Below are 17,462 nucleotides of genomic sequence, written 5' to 3' on the forward strand. Positions count from 1 at the left end.
TTAAAGGATATTAAATTTTAATTATTCACGATAATAAAAGAGGCCATGAGAAATCATGGCCTCTTTTGATTTATTATCTGTAGATATCAAATCCCTATGGGAGACGAAATTCAAACGTTAATACTGATTTCAAACCATATTCAATAAATATCGATATTATTTGCTCAAACCTCCAAATTCCCAATCCAAAATCAAACCGATTTAACACCGTTAAAGAACTGAAAAATATTAAAAAGACGTCAGCATAAATCCCTCACTATCAATACATTGCGAGGAAAAATCATGTACGACCCTTACACCATTAAAGAGCTAGATCTAGACAGAATTATTGAGCAGTTAGAGGACTCCGACTATCCGCTTGATGACGACATTCTTATCGATGAGATTTTTGGGCAAGGCAATCTATGGGCGGCTAATCCCGAAGAAATTGCGATTGCCGTCGAAGATTTTCCGCAGCTCGAAAGGCTAATCAAAAGCTAAAACAAAGGCGGTGACTTTATTCCGCCGCCTATTACTTTCCACTGCTACAGACGAGGTTAATTATGAGCCGACTAGGAAAACAATCTGCCAAGGATGAGCTGATTGCAAATAAAGCGCTGGAAGCGCGAATGAAAACCGTTCTGCGGTCTGGAGTGGCCTTAGACAAAACCGAACGAACCGCTTTCGTGAGGGATCTGGCAGGAAGTCTCCATGACCGACAATACCAACCCATTGAGGCACTAACACTTGAAGTTGAGAATGCACGAGCAGCTTTAGATAAAGCGCAATCGGCTCTCAAAGCCGAAGAGCAAGAGCTTGAGAGCATGGATGAATACTTACCTAAATTACCGGATGGAGATAACAAAGATGACTATTAAATCATTTTTAGACAGTTTTGAGCCGCCAGAATTTGGAAAATTCTTAGTGCTGGCATTCATAACCCCTTTGGCTATGGTCGCATGTTGGGCGAATTTAGAAAGCAACCTAATGGCAACTTACGAGCCAGTGTTCTTGGACGCCCCATACAAAGCGGATTTGCTTGCATTATTAGCACCTATTAGTGCTATGGCATTTAAGGCTATTTTGGAGTTTTTCAAAACAAAGCAAGGCAAGTATCGCTTTAAAATCACCTTGGGTTTTACCAGTGCTGTTACAGCGCTTCTTTGGCTTATTTCATGGGCGTATGTATTCAATGGTATCGGCACAGGCGAAGAGGCAGCACCCGCCAGTGATGCAGCGGCTAAATTTTACATGTTTATTCACACTTTAACTGAGATTCTTGCCACTAGTGTTCTCTACATCGCGCTTTTTGACCTGCTTGAAGAGAAATTCCCTAAACCTAAATTCCTTAATCCGCACTATCGCGTGCAACTCGCGAAGGTAAACACGCTCAAGGAAGAAGTCGCTGCTCTGGAAGAGCGATACAAGTTAGCTGTGGCGGCAGAAGCTCATCATAAAAACAGTCGTGAGGCCTTTATAAAAGAACAAGAAGCGGCCTTTGCTTTAGAGGTTATGCGCCACGAAACATTTTTCAATTAATAAGGGGTACTTACCGTGAAATATTTATCATTAGCTTTTGCCGCTGTGTTTAACGCAGCGGCAGCAGACACCGCTGTTTTATTGTCTTCTCAACAAGAGGCATCGACATTGAGCCAGCATGTTGCGTTTACCAAAGATATATATAAGGGGTTACCTCTGGGTGACAGCCTGATGGTCTTTGGGGATGGTGGCGTGTTAACCACATTTGATGTCCCTCAAAACCCGAAATACGACCACCCAAAAGCCAGAATGAAGTTAAGACGAAAAGAGCTTAAACCGGTTAACGATTTCGAGGAAAAAGCCAACGGAAACACGACAAATCAAGGGGCGCTGGATGTGCCCGCCACATTAGGTGAGATTGGGCAATATCAGGGTAATATCACCGACATTGTCATTCTGGGTAGTCCGTTTTACACCAACCCCCATCATGGCAAGCTTGATATGACAGGTGGCTTGCTGCCGAGTGATAGTTACCTGTTGGCAAGTCCTGCCGCCAATCCATTTGGCACTAAAGGACTGGAGGCGCAATTAAAAGGTAAGCGCGTGCACTGGTTATTGCCCAAGACCATTGATAACAGCCTGCTCGGTCACGCGTTGCAACGATTCTGGCATATCTATATTCGCCGCCAAGGTGGTGAGCTAGTCACGTTTTCGCATAGCCGTGACATCGTACTCAAAAGACTGCTGGATAATGCAATGCCTATCAAGGCCAATTATGAACTGGATAAGAGTGGCAAGCTGGAAATGCAGCGGGTGCGGGAAGTGGAAGCAGATATCAGCCTCTTCAATGAGCCGCTTAGTGAAGCAACACCTACCATTACCGACTTTTACCAGCCTGTCACGCTTGGCATTGAGTGGCGCGACAAAGGTGTGGATTTGGATTTATATGCTAAACCTGCTTGCGGCGAATTGCTTTTCTATGGTCAAACCGATAGCCAGCAAGGACGGCATGAAAAAGATATTCGCGGCGGTCATGGCGAGCAACAGGCGCGCTATGAAATTATCACCTTTCATAAGTCAGTGGATATCCGCACACTAGTTGTGATTGTTAATTTCTACTATGCAGATAGACCAAAGCCGACTTCTGGCTCATTGCGAGTGCAGCTTGCGGGGCGCACCTATGCTGTGCCTTTTCGCCTTAAGGCCAGTAAAGGTAATCAGGGCAAGGATGTCAATCGATTGCTCAAGGGTGGCAGTAATACCATCTATTCAGAGCGATTTTCTATCACGGATATTGTAGGTGCTGCTGGGATTGCAATATGAACGCTCAACCACAAGCGCCCAACCCCATAATTAAAAACTTCGGTGTTGCTATTGGCTTCGCGCTGTCACTGTTCTTGACGGCTCCTATTTATCACGCTTCGCATGGCATATTTCATAAGTTCGCGCTTGTTTACATTCAATGGGACTATCGGTGGATTGCAGAGCTTGTGTATGCCCTGAGCATTGTTGCGCTTATTACCCTGTCTGGCTGGTTTTTCCTAAATCTGATTTGGGAGCTAGTGAAGCTCTTGGTAAAAACGTTTCATAAGCTTTTTGGTTTGCTGTTTGTTCTGCTATGGCGTTAATACGATGAAACTAAGAAACGCAGAAGAAAAATTTGGTAGTGCAGATTTCGCCACTATCAGCGAAATCAAAAAAGCGGGACTACTCAATGGTAAAGGTCTACCCATTGGCTATACGCGGGAGAGAAACCTAGAGCAGCTATGCATTTCGAAAGAGTACTCAACCTTCAACTGCGGAACGTCCGGAAGTGGTAAAGGGTCAACTAGAATTTCGCGGGAGCTACTGGATAATAGTTTTAATCTCGTTACCGTGGACGCCAAGCCAGAGCTTCGACATATTGCAGGGCTTAATGTTGGTGCAGATATCTACTCCTTAAATGGTTATGGTGTTGGCTGCGAAGCGCCTTGGTTCGTGCCGCAGCATTCTCTGGACGTTTTTGCGTTTATTGACCCACTAAACCCCTCATTTTTTGAAGATGTGCTGCTGATGGCAATGAGTATCGCAGAGAAGCCAAAGGGGAATGGCGGCGGAAATAGTGAACATTTCTATCAGAAAACATTATCGCTTATTCAAGCGGTTCTGATGGATGGAAAGAGTGTTCACAAGCACTTTAGTCCCGTAGATTTAAAACATGTGGTGGATGATATTCAAACAGGCAGCGGTGAGTTTTTTAACTTTCATATCGATAGGATGAAGCGCTCGCCTTATAGCACGGTAAGTGCCGTAGCAAGGGAACTTGAAAGCAAAGCACAGATGGTGCCTGCCGAGTTTGGTTCGATAATGAGCACAGCAAGCGTGGCTCTACGACCATTTGGCAGTCCAGCAATACAGTCTATGTTTGCTAGCCCATCAACTATTACGCCGAAAGAGTTTGTGAGTGGTGATAGACCCAAGCAGCTTTATATTATGTTCCCAGAATATGCCATTGAACAGGCTAGCGCGCCTATCCGCATTATTGCAACCGCAATATTTGTAGAGCAGCAGCGAAACCCTGTTCGCCCCTTGCGGTTTTTATTCGATGAGGCCTTTATCTTGGGTAATTTTCACCTCATCCCCAAAATCTGTTATCTAGGAAGAGGTTATAAGGCTACCTGCGATATTTTTTTGCAAAATTACGGGCAGCTTCTTGATTGTTATGGCGAAAATTTAGCAGATACGATCTTATCAAACTGCCCTTACAAACTGATTTTGGGTGTAGCTTCGGTGAAAACTGCTAAATTTGTATCAGAGCAACTCGGCCAATCCACCTATCGTTTCTTACCTAAGTCTAAACGTAATGAAGCGGCCTTTAGGCGCTCTCAAGCGATACAAAAAATGATGGGGGATGGTGAGTTTACCGCATCCATGTTGGAAGTCATGAAACAGAGCGAAGCGCTCCATATTCCTGACTCCGTGGCGCGCCCACTGATGCAGCCTGATGAAATTATTCGCAGACCAAATGATATGGGCTTGTTGCTTACGCAAGGCTTAGGATTGAAGCCTGTCCAAACTCAACAGCGGCACTATTTCTTAGATAGGCACTTAGCCCCGCTTTACCTACCCAATCCACAGCACCCACCTTATGATCGCATCTACGTCCCCAACCGATTTGGACGGTTGAAACCCGTCAAAATCATCAGCGAAAAAGTCCCCTCTGAAATCGCACATTTGCCGCAGTACGCATTTAACGAGATGTGGTCATATCCCGAAGGATTTAATCCCCTAAAACGAAAACGTTTCGGCTTGTTTTAAGAGGTAAGCACCCATGAAACAGAATTTCAATCATCAGGTACACGGCGTGTCACCTGAGCAGACAAGGCTTGCCTTGTCTGGAAAAACGATGGTGGAGCAAGAGCAGCCAGTGCCAGTACTTAAACCATCGTTAAGGTTATCACAGGAGGTGGATAACCAAACCCATAAAGAGCGCCTGAAACAAGAGCAGCAGCGCGTGACACGGTATCAAATCCGCGTCACCGAAACCCATTCTACCTACCGCATGAACGGACAGGTAATTAAAACCACCGTGGACAGACAGGTGCAACACCTGAACAACACCCAACAGCTTGCCAATGATTTCAACATGGAGTCAGCCCAAGCCCATGACCAAAAGCAACTGAGTATCAGCTATTAATAACTTGAGGACAATCATCATGGAAAATACACCATTAACACCAGAACAGAAGCAGTACAGACAGTTGAGCGCGTTTAGTAAAAAGCTTTATGAGGCTCAACAGGGATTGGATGAAGCGCAGGAGCGTATGGCGCAAGGCAATAACACTGCCTCGATGATGCGGCTTAATCAAGCTAATCAGGTTGTGCGTGAGGTTGCCAATAACATGTACGCCGAGAAAAAAGAGCTTGAGCAAGCGCATCCAGAACTGAAAGCTGAGGCGATTGCTTTTGGCAAAGCCCAACAACAAAAACGCGAACAACAGCAAAGCTATTAAGCCTTAACTTCAAAAAAACAGGCCTAAACCACACGCTGGTGTATGTCCCTTATCAACAAAAATTAACTAATTTCAGGCATCAAAGCCCATTCGGGCTTTGGCCTGTCAACCCCTTGTTTTCTTTACCTTTTATTAAGCCGTATAGCGAAAAACTGAAAGGGTCAATGCAACTCAAAATTGAAAAGGAACGACCATGAGATTTAGCGATTATGACGATTTTGGCTCACTGCCAGAAAGTGAAATTTTAAAACGAAAGCGGCCTGCCGTTTTTACCTATGAGCCGATTATTTACGAAGGCCAAAAACACTTAGTACGAGTAGGCTGTGGGTGGTGGGATAAACCACTCCCGTATTTTGAAATCCCCTTTGTGGTATCGGGCAATGACTATGTGATGGTCAGTAACCCGCACTTACCACACCCACCAAGTAAACCACCGAAGTCCACTCCCCCAATGGCGCTTCGCAACAAACAGCGTGAATTCGCGCTGTAACCCCAACTATTTAAAAGGAAAATAGAATGTTAAACACAGATACCAAATTAATTAGACCTTCCAATCGCCGTCCGGCAGATTTAACGGCAAGCCTTCTCATACCAAAGGAAGGGGGTAAACCAGACTGGCAACACTACTTTGCTTTGTGGTTAGTGAAGGAAGGGTTTTACAAGGGAAAAGACAAGGATGGCAACACCATCATTGCCATGACCAAAGCCGCCAAAGATGCCATTTCAGGCCAAAAGAATAATGGCAAGAAACGCCCGGATTTGTTTATCCATATCGAAGGTGAGGACGAACAGGGAGAAAAAATCTGGGATGAAATCTTGGCAGCATGGAAATCGAGAAATGGTAATTATCTTACTGAAAATGAAGACGGTATCAAAATCGTTATTCAGCCCCGTGAGGCGAAAGAAACGCTGCTTAAAAAGTTTGCGCGTAAGCGTATGGCGGCGATTGATTTAACGCCTGCTACACCGATTGAAGAAGAGGAAGGCATCAGCGAAGCCGTCTCCCCTGATTTAACCCAAGACACTTAAGTCTCCGCCCCAGCCTAGCCGAGGCACATTGTGTTGCCTCGGCGCTTTTTTAATCCTCATTATGATCTATGGAAATAAAATGCTAGCAATGCAAATTGACACACTACTAGGTCTACCGCTTGATGCCACGTTGACTATTCGACTGACCAAATTCGAGCGTGAATTATGGGATGAAGAAGCCAACGTTTTAGGGCTCTCCACTTCAAAATATGTGCGCGTAACGCTTGCCGATGAATTGACTAAGCGCAAGCTTGCTGTGCTTATCAAGCGCCGAAATGAGCGCAAAGAATATGTGCGCCTGCTGCGTGGCATTGGACAGTCTCGGATAGCCAACAACCTCAATCAACTGGCCTATGCTGCTAATACAGGCAGCCTTGTTTTTACCCCTGATGTGATAGCACAAATCAATGAAGCCTATGACGCCATCATGTATATGCGAAGCCTACTCATTGAATTGTCAGGAGTGCGCGTATGATACTGAAAATGTCCACTCGCGCAGGCGCTAAGAGTTTAGGTCAACACCTTCTTAACGGTCATGATAATGAGCATGTTGAGGTGCATGAGGTCTGTGGGTTTGTTGCTGATACTTTACCCGAAGCGATGCAAGAGCTATATGCCACGGCCAAAGCCACTAACGTAAAGAAGTTCATGGCCTCTATGAGTATCAACCCACCGAAAGGCGAAAATCCGACCATTGCCGACTTTGAAGATGCGGTTAATCGCGCAGAAAAAGAACTAGGGTTAGAACATCAACCAAGGGCGATTGTATTTCATGAGAAAAATGGGCGCAGACATGCTCATGCGGTCTGGTCACGGGTAGATGAGAACTTAAAGGCCATCAAGCTTGATTATTACAAAAAGAAACTCTTCCACTTGTCCAAACAGCTTTATCTCGAACATGGCTACGATTTACCAAAGGGTTTTGAAAACAAAAAAGATAAACAAGTCAGTTACGATTTAGCGGACTATCAGCAGGCCAAACGTAACAAGCTCAACCCTAAAGAGATTAAAGCCAAGGTTATAGCCTGCTGGGAAAGTTCAACTGACCTCAAGAGCTTTAAACAGGCAATTGAGAAAGAAGGCTACATCCTCGCCAAAGGCGATAGAAAAGACTTTGTGTTGGTTGATAGTCACATGGATATCAAAGGACTACGCCGCACACTGTCTGTGCCTGCAAAAGAGATTGCTGATAAGCTAGGTAGTAACCAGAACCTTCCCACTGTGGATGCTGCCAAAACACTGATGGCAGCGCAGCATTTAGGGCAACTCAAAGAAAAGCAAAGCCAGCTTGTACAGCGTCATGCTGAACAAGTCGCACTCCATGAAAATCGCATCAATACACTGGTTAAAACCCAGCAGCACGAGCGCGCTAAACAACTCGCCTTGCATGAACAAAGGCAAGTTGAAGAGCGCGAAAACCGTCAAGCCCAATACCAAAAAGGCTTAAAAGCCCTCTGGCACTTTGTTACTGGTCGTTATCATAAACAAAAGCAAATGCATGAAGCAGAATATCAAGCAAGTTTAGCCCGTGATGCGACTGAAAAAGACGCGCTGATACAAACCCACATCAATGCCCGTGAAACTCTCCAGCAGCCTTTAAATGAGATTATTGAGCGCCAACAACAAGAAATGCAGGCCTTTAATAAATGGGCTGTTCAACACCTCAAATCACATTCCCTCAAACACGAATTTACCCACCAATTTGAGCAAGAAACTAAACCACAGTCACATTCACACAATGCACCCAAATTAGAACTGTGAATCATTTGCAACCTTTTAGAAACGGAGTCACCATTATGAAATGCAACCCTGACAAATACCGTGAAAACTTAGCAAGTTTCGATATGACGAGAGAGCAAGAGGACGAGTTACTTTTTGCACTCTGGCATATCATGAAATTATTCGCTGAATTGGGACACGGAGTAAATTCTATCAACAATATTTTTCCCAATATTTTTGAAAAAGCTGATCAAGAATAAGTAAATTTGCAACATTAACGATCCACTGAGTATCGAAAGTAAGGAGTATGCCTATGACACAAAAAGCCCTCATTTATTGTCGCGTCAGTACAAAGCGACAATCAAGTCATGGCTCTGGATTGTCCAGCCAACAAAAGCGCTGTGAAATACATGCCGTTCAGCATGGCTACGAGGTCGAAAATGTCTTTCCTGACGATATTTCTGGCGGCGGTAGCTTTATGCACCGCAAAGGCATGGTGGATATGCTTAAACACATTAAAGCCAATCCAAATGAGCGCTATGTCGTTATCTTTGATGATTTGAAAAGGCTTAGCCGAAACACCCAAGATTATCTTTCTTTGCGTGAAAAGTTAGACGGTATGCGTGTTCGTGTGGAATGCCTAAACTTCAATTTTGATGACACGCCGGAAGGGGAGTTTTATGAAACCATTGTGGCCGCAGGTGGGCATTTAGAGCGTAGGCAGCTTGCGCGTCAAACCTATCAAAAAGTTAACGCACGGTTCGAGGCGGGTTTCTGGGGGTATCGCGCACCTGTTGGCTTCAAACTTCAAACAGAAAAGAATAAAGCGCGTATTTTAGAGCGTGATGAGCCAATCGCCACCTTTGTACAAAATGCATTGGAAGGCTACGCCTCTGGGCATTATCAAACCCAAATGGAAGTAAAGCGCTACTTGGAAACCTGCCCAGAGTTTCCTAAGACATACAATAAAGGGAGAGAGATACACCCTGATAGAATAAGACGAATACTGACCAGCATTGTTTACGCGGGGATGGTTGAAATACCCGAAAGAGGCATAAGCAGACGTAATGGGCAGCACGAAGGACTAATCAGTCTAGCCACTTTTTACAAAATCCAAGAGCGCTTACATGGTAAGAAAAAACATGCCGCGACTCGCACTGACCTAAACGCTGATTTTATCCTACGTGGTGCCGTCAATTGTGCAGATTGCGATAAACCTTTGACAGCGAATTGGAGTAAAGGCAGAAATACTCGCTACCCATATTATCTTTGTCGCACAAAGGGCTGCCCGAGTAATGCCAAATCAATACGCAGAGAAAAGCTGGAAAGTGAATTTGAAGCGCTGCTGAAAACACTCGTACCAACAAAAGAATTGGGAAATGTTGCTGAAATCATTTTGCGTGACTTATGGGATGATATTCAATCGAATAAAGACAAATACAAAAAACAGCTTAGCGAAGAGCTTGGTCAATTAGAATCATTTCAACAGAAAACTATTGATAAGTTAGTTGATACATATCTGCCGCAAGCTATAGCTGCTTACGAACAAAAAATCGAAAAAATAGAAGCTCAAAAAGTCGAGATTGAAGACAAAATCAATCGATTCGATGAGCCTATACTGGATTTTGATAAAAGTTTTCGAACCGGATTAGAATTCTTGAAAAAACCTTGGTTTTTCTGGGCTAGCAGAGAGGTTTCGTACAAGAGAGCCGTACTAAAATTAGCTTTTTCCGACTCTTTACGATATGACCGAAAAACCGGTTTTCGAACCGCCGCTATCTCAGTACCCTTCAAGGCTTTGAAGGAATTCGATAGCCACGATTCCAAAATGGCGGAGAGAGAGGGATTCGAACCCTCGTTAGGTTTAACCCTAAACACACTTTCCAGGCGTGCGCCTTCAGCCACTCAGCCACCTCTCCTAAATTTCATACCTTATTTCAAAGCTTTAACAGTAAGCTTAAGCGTTAGGTAACCGCTTTACACCGGTAATTTTTGTAAAAACAACTTGTGGCTAACTGCCATTCTTACAAAGTGGCGCGTATGTTAGGGAAAACCGCTCAGGTTCGCAAGTGTTAACTGCTGTAACTAGGTTGATACGGTTATTAATCAAGCAAGCTATGGTAATTCTATTTTACCGTTTATTACCATTATACAATCCATACCAGCATTTTTAGCGGCTTTTCGGCCTATTTCGGTATCTTCGAATACTACGCAATCACTTGGCTCTAACCCCATATTAGTTGCTACTGTGATAAATGTTTCACCGTGTGGTTTACCATAAGTAACATCACTTGACGTCACTACAGTTTCTAAGCGTTCTAGCAAACCAGAGTCAGTTAACAAGGTCATAGCATTGTTACGGTCAGCACCAGTGCCAACCCCCATTTTTAGTTTGCCTTGATAGCGCTGCATAACCTCAAAGGTGTCTTCTATCACCACTGGTTTGTCTTTAAGTTGGTTGAAGGTCTCACGCTTAAATACTGCCACTTCATCTGGGTCGTGGCTCATTTGATGTTTTTCATTGAGAAGCTTTACGATTTCATTGGTAGGCACGCCACCCAAGCCATAAAGATAATCAGCATCGAATGGATAACCGTATTTTTCACAGGTTTTTCGCCACGCGATGCTATGGGTCCCCATCGAATCAATAATGGTTCCGTCCATATCAAAGACAATTCCTTTGTAACGGCTTAAATCAAGCATAGGTAACTCCAAAGTGTTGAATGTAAAAAGAGTATTTAGAACTCACGTTCAGATTAACTAGTTTACAGCTTGGCTAAAACTAAAAAAGCCAGCACTGCTGACTTTTTATGAATTATTTATTGCAGCTAACGATTAAGCGTTACCTGTCACCCTCATTTTTAACTCTGCTGAAAAATCTAACATTCTATTTAATGGTATGAGTGCTTTGTGGCGTAATGTGTCATCAACAAATATTTCGTGACCACTAACTTCAGTTAAAGACTGATGTATGGCTTGTAAGCCATTCATGGCCATCCACGGGCAATGGGCGCAGCTTTTACAGGTTGCACCGTTACCGCCTGTTGGCGCTTCTAATAGGATTTTATCGGGGGCTGCGTGCTGCATTTTATAAAAAATCCCGCGGTCGGTAGCCACAATGAATTTCTTATGGGGCAAACTTTTAGCAGCATTAATTAATTGAGTCGTTGAGCCAACCGCATCGGCTATCTCAACCACACTGGCGGGAGATTCTGGGTGTACCAGTACTGCAGCGTCTGGATGCAAGTTTTGCATATCTCTTAGGGCTTTAGCTGAGAACTCGTCATGAACAATACACTCACCTTGCCATAACAACATGTCTGCACCGGTTTCTTTGGCGATGTATGCACCTAGGTGCCTGTCGGGGCCCCAGATGATTCTTTCTCCTAAGCTATCTAGGTGCTCAACAATTTCAAGGGCAATACTAGAGGTCACTACCCAATCTGCACGGGCTTTCACTGCTGCTGATGTATTAGCGTATACCACTACCGTATGGTCAGGGTGAGCGTCACAGAAGGCAGAAAACTGCTCAGCTGGGCAACCTAAGTCTAGTGAGCAGGTCGCATCTAATGTGGGCATTAATACGGTTTTTTCTGGGCTTAGAATTTTAGCGGTTTCGCCCATAAATCGCACGCCTGCAACGATTAATGTGTCGGCGTCGCAATCACGACCAAATCTAGCCATTTCTAATGAGTCAGAAATACAGCCCCCGGTTTCTTCGGCTAATGCTTGAATTTCGGGATCAGTATAATAATGGGCAACCAGTACCGCATTCTTTTGCTTCAATAGTGTTTTTATTTCCTGCACATAATGCTGCTGCTGAGCAACATTAAGAGGAGTAGGTTTAGCGGGAAAAGGATAGTCGATTGGCTCGACAGCAAATACCTGAGACATAATTGTAAATAAGTACTTTGGAAGAAACTAAATTGTCCGAGTATTATACCTATCTGTAACGAAAATGACATATATCAAGCCGATCCATCAAATACCTGCTAAGTATGATTGATATTCTTTTCGCCAAAACTGACTATCATTTTGATTATTCGCCTCCTCGTAAAGCTGTGCAAAATTCAAATGGGCAGAGGGGTGCTTAGGAAGGTTATTCAACAAGGTTTTCCAAGCACTAAGATAATGCTGAGGAATATAAGCTAAATCATGGTATTCCATAAAGGTTAGCTGACTCGATGCTTTAAAGGCTTGGGCAGCATGATTGTCACAGGTTCGTGCCAAGTATTCTGTACTTGGATTGGCTTTTTCGGCTGCATTTTTAAAGATTAAGTTGGGTGCATCAACTCCCGCACATACTCTTTTTGCTAAACCCGCACTGAGAGGATATTCATCAATAAACCCAGAAAAATGAGCTAATTCGTGAACAAACACATCATAGGTATCTTGTTTATCTAAAAACATAATACCGTTATGAACATTAGCTTTACCCTCATCTGCAAAAATAACTAAATGGGTAAAATCAATATTTTTCAATTGCTTAGCAAACGACAATAGGTCGCAGCCCAATCGCCCTCTTTTAAGCCAGTTGCTCTGACACAACACAGTATCAGGGTCAAAAAATGTTACCTGGTGTACGCAAATGGGTAAGGTGCCAAGCCGTTTATCGTCAGAAAGACGCTGTTTAAATTGATTAGCTTGATGAAGTGATTCTAGCTCGCCCGTGACAAATAATAGTTTTTGCTTACAACTGGGAGGGTACGCACCTTGTTGTTCCCATCTATGGTTTTTCCTATTTCCCAAATAATCATCGATATAAGGCTGATATAAACTCACTAAGGGTTGGTCAAGGGGGTTAATCTCCGCCAAAGCCCGATTAGCCGCCGAGTACTCATGGTTACTCCACAAGTCTACAACCTTGGCTAGTGCTGCTTTACTTGAGGCTTTTGTGACAAATAAGGGCTCTGACGATGTATCATGTTGCGGGGTAAAGTCATGAAAAATCAAAAGATAAAGTGGGAGCACAGCAAGACAAAAAGCCAGCCCCCTTTTAATACCAGCGATCATTGCTTATTGTATTTTTGTAGATTCGGTCTCTGGACTATCAGCATTTTCACGTAATAAGCTTAGTTCTAAACGAGCATATCTATGCTCTACATATTCAAATACGTTAGTGCTTAATGCTAATTTAAAATAATTAGAAGCTACGCCACGATTACCGCGAGCCGCATGATATTTACCTAGATAAAAATAAGCCTCACATAAACGATCTGTTAATTGTTGTTGGCTTTCAACTCCGCCAATTAATACGCTAAGCAATTGATTTTCAGTAATTTTACCAAGATATAGATCAACAATTTGTGTCGCCCAGTTTTGCTGATTGAGGTTTTTGCGCAACTCTGTCAACTCTAAAAGGGCTTGAGCACTGTCTAATTCGCTGGCAGCTAAGTAACTCCAAATAGCTCTGTAAGGGTCAGTCGCATCTTTGCTATAAAATTTACCGAAATCTTCAACCGCCAAATCAGGACGACCGCCATAATATAAAGCGATACCGCGATTTAAAAAGGCGAACTCCATTTTTGGATTAATATCTAATGAGGCATCAAACGCCTCATAAGCTTGGATAAAATCCATCTGTTGGGTGTAATGCACACCTATCGAATTATAAGCTTCTGCTAAATCAGGTTTTAAACGAAGTGCTTGATTAAAGTCATACTGGGCTAAACCAGATAAACCTACGCTGTCGTACAGCACGCCTCTTTGATGTAACAACTGAGCCCTTTGCTCATTTTCTATATCTGTGCTCCCTAAAATGTGGCTGTAGCGAGCTATAGCCAATTGTGAGCGTTGATTCATAGGAGCTGGCTCAGCCAGCAATAAGTTGCCCATCTGCCCCGAGCCATCCGCAATTGTAGAGGAGGTATTTGCACAGCTAACGCACAAAATGCTGAAAATAGATAAAACGGCTAATCGGATATACATAATGATTGGGTGATCTTGACCTGAAAAAAGTTAATAATTTGACCTATGAAGCTAACAGTAGTTTCACTAAGTCCAATTTAAATAGCAAACAAATTAGATAAATTAAGAGTCTCTTATTTAGTGGTAAAAGTAAAGTTTCCACTTAGGTACACTAACTAAAGTATCACGGGGCTTGATTCCAACCTAAATAATGTCGCACACTTAGCAGCCGACAATTTTGAGACAAATGTTGAATGACAGCGGCAAACACACAACAAAAACAAAAAGCATTATTTGAGCTTGCTACAAAAGCACAATCTAAAGCCTACACACCTTATTCAAACTTTAAAGTAGGCGCAGCGATCATTGATGACAAAAATCAACATCATGCATGCTGTAACGTAGAAAACGCCTCTTACCCATTAGGACAATGTGCTGAAGCAGGAGCCATATCATCAATGGTGGTGTCTGGCAGTCAAAGCATTAGCGAAATTTTAATCCTAAGCCCAAACGATGACTATTGCCCTCCTTGTGGCGGCTGTCGCCAAAAAATTGCAGAGTTCGCAAACGAACAAACCCTTGTTCACTTAGCTAAACAAAACGGCGAAGTAAAAACCGTTAACTTCTCTGAATTACTGCCTTTGGCATTTGGGTTCGAAAAGAAAGAATCCTAAAGTAAGACTGACCTAAAACGGATGATGTTTAAATACATCATCCACCATAGTCTCTAAAATAGTGTGGTCATCACACGCTTTGGCATAGGTGCGCAAGCCCATAGTTTGCACCTGAATATGCCGAGCAAGTTTATGAACATCTTTATTACTATCAACTTCGCCTAACTCTTGGGCTTCTTGCAGTAATGTTACAAACTCAGCTTCAATTTTAGCCAGCAACCTTTTGGCTTCTTGTAACAAATCGGCATTATCTTCAGTTAACTCACCCATGGTTTTCGCTAACATACACATTCTGCTGGGTGCGCTATTGGTGTAATCTAACACAGCACTTTTCATAAATAATTTAAGGGCTTTTAAAGGCGAGTCCACGGCTTTCCTACAGGCTAGTAATTCCTCTATCCCCATGTCTGCATAACGATTAAGGGCTTCTTTAAACAAACCTTCTTTACTGCCAAAGGTGGCATAAATACTACCTGGGCGCATATCAATTACATCTTGTAGATTACGCATAGATGTACCATTAAAGCCTTTTTCCCAATATAGCTTAGTGGCGTTATTTACTACCTCTGCTCGGTCAAATTTAGCGTTTTTTCTCATCATCAACTCTCATCAGTAAGTTCATCACCCAATACGAATCTGAACGATTGTTCAACTTTAACTTGAACAATCGTTCAAGTACAGATATATTGTGCCCAACACATAGAAGCCACTTAGCTTCATCCGAACTATGACATTTAATTTTGACTAGGAAATAACCATGAACGATATCAAACTACATACAATTGAATCTGCTCCAGAAAAAAGTAAACCTATGCTTGAACAGTCAGTAAAAGACTTTGGCATGTTACCTAACTTGCACGCAGCTATGGCTGAGTCTCCGCAAATGCTAGAGGGTTATAAAGTACTTCACACATTATTTGGCGAAACATCTTTTGACGCAGAAGAGCTAACAGTTGTATGGCAAACCATTAATGTTGAGCACGGTTGTCATTACTGTGTACCAGCACATACTGGTATTGCTCATATGATGAAAGTTAGCCCTGAGCTAACTGAAGCCCTTCGTAACCAAGAAGCTATGCCAACAGAAAAACTACAGGTATTACAGGACACCACTTTGTTAGTTGTACGTAACCGTGGTGTGTTATCAGAGCAAGAAGTACAAACTTTTTATGACGCAGGTTATACGTCTGAAAACCTTTTAAATATAGTGTTGGGCCTAGCTCAAAAAGTTATGAGTAACTACACAAACCATTTAGCGAAAACACCAGTTGACGATGCTTTTGCACAGTTTGCATGGGAAAAGAAAGCCTAAGGGTATCTAAACTCAGCACTTCTTAAAAAACACCTGCTTTTACAAGTAGGTGTTTTCTTTTTTAAAATGGGGATTAGCCCAGTATTCAAACCTAAGTATTTAGCTTTTCTAAATTAGCTTTTAGCTTTTGAGACACCACAATAAACTCGTCTATTTTTTCAGGCTCGATATCAGTAGACATTACCTTTGCAAGCTCAGTTTCTACCTTAGTAAACTCTTCAATTAGCTCTTTTGCTGAATCTGTTAATGCTAATAACTGACTTCTTTTGTCTTTTGGATTATCTTTTTTAATGAGCAATTTTTGTAGTACTAACTCTTTTATCAAGCGGTTAATTTGAGCTTTATCACGACCTATAAAATTAGCTAGTTTCTGCCCGGTACACTCTTCTATATTCGAAATTATTTTTAATGATTTCATATGCATAGGTGACAAATTTTGGTCAATAGCTTTTAACCTTTGACTCATATTATTTCGCACAAGATGCATTAAGCTAAACAGCGCCTCGTTTACATTCACTGAAACTCCTTGGAAAAACAACCCAACATAGTTGACTTTATCATCTTTTTATATATAGTAGATAAAGTCAACCATACTTATTTTATTAATGAGTTGCAACTAAATACCAACAGGAGGATGTGATGGGCCCTAAAATGCGAATGACTCAAGTGTTATCAATTGAAGATTTATCACCCCATATGCGAAGAATCGTATTAACGGGTGACTCACTAGAAGACTTCCCTGTTGATAAAGAAAGCGCTCATGTTAAGGTCATTTTCCCCAAGCCAGATACCCCAAACAAATCACCTAAACTTGGAATGTATTTAGGATTTAAAAAGTGGATGCGCTCTTACACGGTAAGATATTTCGATGCAAAAACCTTAACCCTAACGCTAGACTTTGCAATAAATGACCATCTGGGTTTAGCAACAAATTGGGCTGCCAATGCCAAAGTGAATGACTATTTAGGCATTGCTGGCCCAGGAGAGGTTAAACATGCAGACTTTCATGCAAATAGACATTTGTTTTTCGGTGACTTAACAGCCCTACCTGCAATAGCAGCAACCTTAGAAAAACTACCAGAAAATGCGCTAGGACATGCATGGATACAAGTACCCACAGAACAAGATATTCAAACCATTTCTCACCCAACAGGAGTGAATGTGCAGTGGTTAGTCACTAAAAACAAACTGACTGATGAATTTTTAAAGGCACTACAGGCCCAACCTAAAGACCTAGCCAACACGGCTATTTTTATCGCCCTTGAAGCCGGTGTAGTTCGTCAATTAAAGACACATCTGAATGAGCACTGCGAATACGATAAATCAAAAATATACGCCAGCGCTTACTGGAATAAAAAACAAAAGTCGTGA

At 42.6% G+C, this 17,462-nt stretch carries 22 protein-coding genes, 1 tRNA gene and 1 pseudogene; 17 read left to right on the plus strand and 7 right to left on the minus strand.

Translation table 11 applies throughout. From position 1 onward, the window contains the following. Window positions 1–282: 282 nt before the first annotated feature. The 14 genes and pseudogenes from EOK74_RS17100 to EOK74_RS21310 form a co-directional block, all read left to right on the plus strand. On the plus strand, window positions 283–480 hold the full coding sequence (locus EOK74_RS17100; RefSeq protein WP_133471326.1) for a hypothetical protein: 198 nt from the start codon (window positions 283–285) through the stop codon (window positions 478–480). A 62-nt stretch (window positions 481–542) separates the two neighbouring features. After that, the gene (locus EOK74_RS17105; protein ID WP_133471327.1) at window positions 543–857 is read left to right on the plus strand and encodes a hypothetical protein; all 315 of its coding nucleotides are present in this window, start codon (window positions 543–545) and stop codon (window positions 855–857) included. Further along, window positions 847–1,518 carry a hypothetical protein gene (locus EOK74_RS17110; RefSeq protein WP_133471328.1) on the plus strand — a complete coding sequence of 224 codons (672 nt, stop codon included), beginning with the start codon at window positions 847–849 and terminating at the stop codon, window positions 1,516–1,518. Before EOK74_RS17105 ends, EOK74_RS17110 begins: the two co-directional genes overlap by 11 nt. A 15-nt stretch (window positions 1,519–1,533) precedes the next feature. After that, window positions 1,534–2,781, plus strand: a complete 1,248-nt coding sequence (locus EOK74_RS17115) for a hypothetical protein (RefSeq protein WP_133471329.1) — start codon at window positions 1,534–1,536, stop codon at window positions 2,779–2,781. Then, entirely contained in the window at window positions 2,778–3,086 is a 309-nt protein-coding gene (locus tag EOK74_RS17120; RefSeq protein WP_133471330.1) for a hypothetical protein, read from the plus strand. Before EOK74_RS17115 ends, EOK74_RS17120 begins: the two co-directional genes overlap by 4 nt. 4 nt (window positions 3,087–3,090) lie before the next feature. After that, window positions 3,091–4,755, plus strand: a complete 1,665-nt coding sequence (locus tag EOK74_RS17125; protein ID WP_133471331.1) for a type IV secretory system conjugative DNA transfer family protein — start codon at window positions 3,091–3,093, stop codon at window positions 4,753–4,755. Between the two features lie 13 nt (window positions 4,756–4,768). Next, entirely contained in the window at window positions 4,769–5,134 is a 366-nt protein-coding gene (locus EOK74_RS17130; protein ID WP_133471332.1) for a hypothetical protein, read from the plus strand. A gap of 19 nt (window positions 5,135–5,153) precedes the next feature. Continuing rightward, entirely contained in the window at window positions 5,154–5,450 is a 297-nt protein-coding gene (locus tag EOK74_RS17135; protein WP_133471333.1) for a hypothetical protein, read from the plus strand. Between the two features lie 193 nt (window positions 5,451–5,643). Further along, window positions 5,644–5,940: a hypothetical protein gene (locus EOK74_RS17140; protein WP_133471334.1), complete on the plus strand. Its 297-nt coding sequence runs from the start codon at window positions 5,644–5,646 to the stop codon at window positions 5,938–5,940. A 26-nt stretch (window positions 5,941–5,966) separates the two neighbouring features. Next, entirely contained in the window at window positions 5,967–6,479 is a 513-nt protein-coding gene (locus EOK74_RS17145; protein WP_133471335.1) for a hypothetical protein, read from the plus strand. 79 nt (window positions 6,480–6,558) lie between these two features. Beyond that, entirely contained in the window at window positions 6,559–6,954 is a 396-nt protein-coding gene (gene mobC, locus EOK74_RS17150) for a plasmid mobilization relaxosome protein MobC (protein WP_133471336.1), read from the plus strand. Next, on the plus strand, window positions 6,951–8,240 hold the full coding sequence (locus EOK74_RS17155; RefSeq protein ID WP_133471337.1) for a relaxase/mobilization nuclease domain-containing protein: 1,290 nt from the start codon (window positions 6,951–6,953) through the stop codon (window positions 8,238–8,240). The genes mobC and EOK74_RS17155 overlap by 4 nt, the downstream gene beginning before the upstream one ends. A 35-nt stretch (window positions 8,241–8,275) precedes the next feature. Next, window positions 8,276–8,458 carry a hypothetical protein gene (locus EOK74_RS17160; protein WP_133471338.1) on the plus strand — a complete coding sequence of 61 codons (183 nt, stop codon included), beginning with the start codon at window positions 8,276–8,278 and terminating at the stop codon, window positions 8,456–8,458. A gap of 53 nt (window positions 8,459–8,511) precedes the next feature. After that, window positions 8,512–9,534, plus strand: a pseudogene (locus EOK74_RS21310) (recombinase family protein); the annotation flags it as partial. A gap of 493 nt (window positions 9,535–10,027) precedes the next feature. On the opposite strand, the gene EOK74_RS17175 reads toward EOK74_RS21310, so the two are convergent. The 5 genes from EOK74_RS17175 to nlpI all read right to left on the minus strand — a co-directional run bounded on the left by EOK74_RS17175 (window position 10,028) and on the right by nlpI (window position 14,126). Beyond that, window positions 10,028–10,117: transfer RNA gene (locus EOK74_RS17175), tRNA-Ser, on the minus strand. Between the two features lie 196 nt (window positions 10,118–10,313). Next, complete coding sequence (locus tag EOK74_RS17180; RefSeq protein ID WP_133471339.1) at window positions 10,314–10,901, minus strand: HAD family hydrolase; 588 nt, start codon at window positions 10,899–10,901, stop codon at window positions 10,314–10,316. A 132-nt stretch (window positions 10,902–11,033) separates the two neighbouring features. After that, window positions 11,034–12,092 (minus strand): quinolinate synthase NadA, encoded by a 1,059-nt coding sequence (gene nadA, locus EOK74_RS17185; protein WP_133471340.1) that lies wholly within the window; start codon window positions 12,090–12,092, stop codon window positions 11,034–11,036. 87 nt (window positions 12,093–12,179) lie between these two features. Continuing rightward, complete coding sequence (locus EOK74_RS17190; RefSeq protein ID WP_133471341.1) at window positions 12,180–13,211, minus strand: hypothetical protein; 1,032 nt, start codon at window positions 13,209–13,211, stop codon at window positions 12,180–12,182. 3 nt (window positions 13,212–13,214) lie between these two features. Beyond that, a complete protein-coding gene (gene nlpI / locus EOK74_RS17195; RefSeq protein WP_133471342.1) occupies window positions 13,215–14,126 on the minus strand; it encodes a lipoprotein NlpI in 912 nt (303 codons plus the stop codon). A 233-nt stretch (window positions 14,127–14,359) separates the two neighbouring features. On the opposite strand from nlpI, the gene EOK74_RS17200 reads away from it, so the two are divergent. After that, complete coding sequence (locus EOK74_RS17200) at window positions 14,360–14,779, plus strand: cytidine deaminase (RefSeq protein WP_133471343.1); 420 nt, start codon at window positions 14,360–14,362, stop codon at window positions 14,777–14,779. Between the two features lie 12 nt (window positions 14,780–14,791). Here EOK74_RS17200 and EOK74_RS17205 read toward each other — a convergent pair whose 3' ends face one another. After that, window positions 14,792–15,379: a TetR/AcrR family transcriptional regulator gene (locus EOK74_RS17205; RefSeq protein WP_239024151.1), complete on the minus strand. Its 588-nt coding sequence runs from the start codon at window positions 15,377–15,379 to the stop codon at window positions 14,792–14,794. 157 nt (window positions 15,380–15,536) lie between these two features. Between EOK74_RS17205 and EOK74_RS17210 the strand changes: the two genes are divergently transcribed. Further along, window positions 15,537–16,091 (plus strand): carboxymuconolactone decarboxylase family protein, encoded by a 555-nt coding sequence (locus EOK74_RS17210; RefSeq protein WP_133471344.1) that lies wholly within the window; start codon window positions 15,537–15,539, stop codon window positions 16,089–16,091. Window positions 16,092–16,182: 91 nt separating this feature from the next. Here the strand turns inward: EOK74_RS17210 and EOK74_RS17215 are convergent, their stop codons facing one another. Continuing rightward, entirely contained in the window at window positions 16,183–16,608 is a 426-nt protein-coding gene (locus EOK74_RS17215) for a MarR family winged helix-turn-helix transcriptional regulator (RefSeq protein ID WP_133471345.1), read from the minus strand. Between the two features lie 122 nt (window positions 16,609–16,730). Between EOK74_RS17215 and EOK74_RS17220 the strand changes: the two genes are divergently transcribed. Next, window positions 16,731–17,462, plus strand: coding sequence for a siderophore-interacting protein (locus EOK74_RS17220; RefSeq protein ID WP_133471346.1), 732 nt, complete (start codon window positions 16,731–16,733; stop codon window positions 17,460–17,462).

The organism is Paraglaciecola marina, assembly GCF_004360155.1.
Classification (GTDB): domain Bacteria; phylum Pseudomonadota; class Gammaproteobacteria; order Enterobacterales; family Alteromonadaceae; genus Paraglaciecola; species Paraglaciecola marina.

What these genes read in the sequence shown, in the direction of transcription:
- EOK74_RS17100 (WP_133471326.1), top strand. Translation starts at nt 283, where the DNA reads ATGTACGACCCTTACACCATTAAAGAGCTAGATCTAGACAGAATTATT.
- EOK74_RS17105 (WP_133471327.1), top strand. Translation starts at nt 543, where the DNA reads ATGAGCCGACTAGGAAAACAATCTGCCAAGGATGAGCTGATTGCAAAT.
- EOK74_RS17110 (WP_133471328.1), top strand. Translation starts at nt 847, where the DNA reads ATGACTATTAAATCATTTTTAGACAGTTTTGAGCCGCCAGAATTTGGA.
- EOK74_RS17120 (WP_133471330.1), top strand. Translation starts at nt 2,778, where the DNA reads ATGAACGCTCAACCACAAGCGCCCAACCCCATAATTAAAAACTTCGGT.
- EOK74_RS17125 (WP_133471331.1), top strand. Translation starts at nt 3,091, where the DNA reads ATGAAACTAAGAAACGCAGAAGAAAAATTTGGTAGTGCAGATTTCGCC.
- EOK74_RS17130 (WP_133471332.1), top strand. Translation starts at nt 4,769, where the DNA reads ATGAAACAGAATTTCAATCATCAGGTACACGGCGTGTCACCTGAGCAG.
- EOK74_RS17135 (WP_133471333.1), top strand. Translation starts at nt 5,154, where the DNA reads ATGGAAAATACACCATTAACACCAGAACAGAAGCAGTACAGACAGTTG.
- EOK74_RS17140 (WP_133471334.1), top strand. Translation starts at nt 5,644, where the DNA reads ATGAGATTTAGCGATTATGACGATTTTGGCTCACTGCCAGAAAGTGAA.
- EOK74_RS17145 (WP_133471335.1), top strand. Translation starts at nt 5,967, where the DNA reads ATGTTAAACACAGATACCAAATTAATTAGACCTTCCAATCGCCGTCCG.
- mobC (WP_133471336.1), top strand. Translation starts at nt 6,559, where the DNA reads ATGCTAGCAATGCAAATTGACACACTACTAGGTCTACCGCTTGATGCC.
- EOK74_RS17155 (WP_133471337.1), top strand. Translation starts at nt 6,951, where the DNA reads ATGATACTGAAAATGTCCACTCGCGCAGGCGCTAAGAGTTTAGGTCAA.
- EOK74_RS17160 (WP_133471338.1), top strand. Translation starts at nt 8,276, where the DNA reads ATGAAATGCAACCCTGACAAATACCGTGAAAACTTAGCAAGTTTCGAT.
- EOK74_RS17180 (WP_133471339.1), bottom strand. Translation starts at nt 10,901, where the DNA reads ATGCTTGATTTAAGCCGTTACAAAGGAATTGTCTTTGATATGGACGGA.
- nadA (WP_133471340.1), bottom strand. Translation starts at nt 12,092, where the DNA reads ATGTCTCAGGTATTTGCTGTCGAGCCAATCGACTATCCTTTTCCCGCT.
- EOK74_RS17190 (WP_133471341.1), bottom strand. Translation starts at nt 13,211, where the DNA reads ATGATCGCTGGTATTAAAAGGGGGCTGGCTTTTTGTCTTGCTGTGCTC.
- nlpI (WP_133471342.1), bottom strand. Translation starts at nt 14,126, where the DNA reads ATGTATATCCGATTAGCCGTTTTATCTATTTTCAGCATTTTGTGCGTT.
- EOK74_RS17200 (WP_133471343.1), top strand. Translation starts at nt 14,360, where the DNA reads ATGACAGCGGCAAACACACAACAAAAACAAAAAGCATTATTTGAGCTT.
- EOK74_RS17205 (WP_239024151.1), bottom strand. Translation starts at nt 15,379, where the DNA reads ATGATGAGAAAAAACGCTAAATTTGACCGAGCAGAGGTAGTAAATAAC.
- EOK74_RS17210 (WP_133471344.1), top strand. Translation starts at nt 15,537, where the DNA reads ATGAACGATATCAAACTACATACAATTGAATCTGCTCCAGAAAAAAGT.
- EOK74_RS17220 (WP_133471346.1), top strand. Translation starts at nt 16,731, where the DNA reads ATGGGCCCTAAAATGCGAATGACTCAAGTGTTATCAATTGAAGATTTA.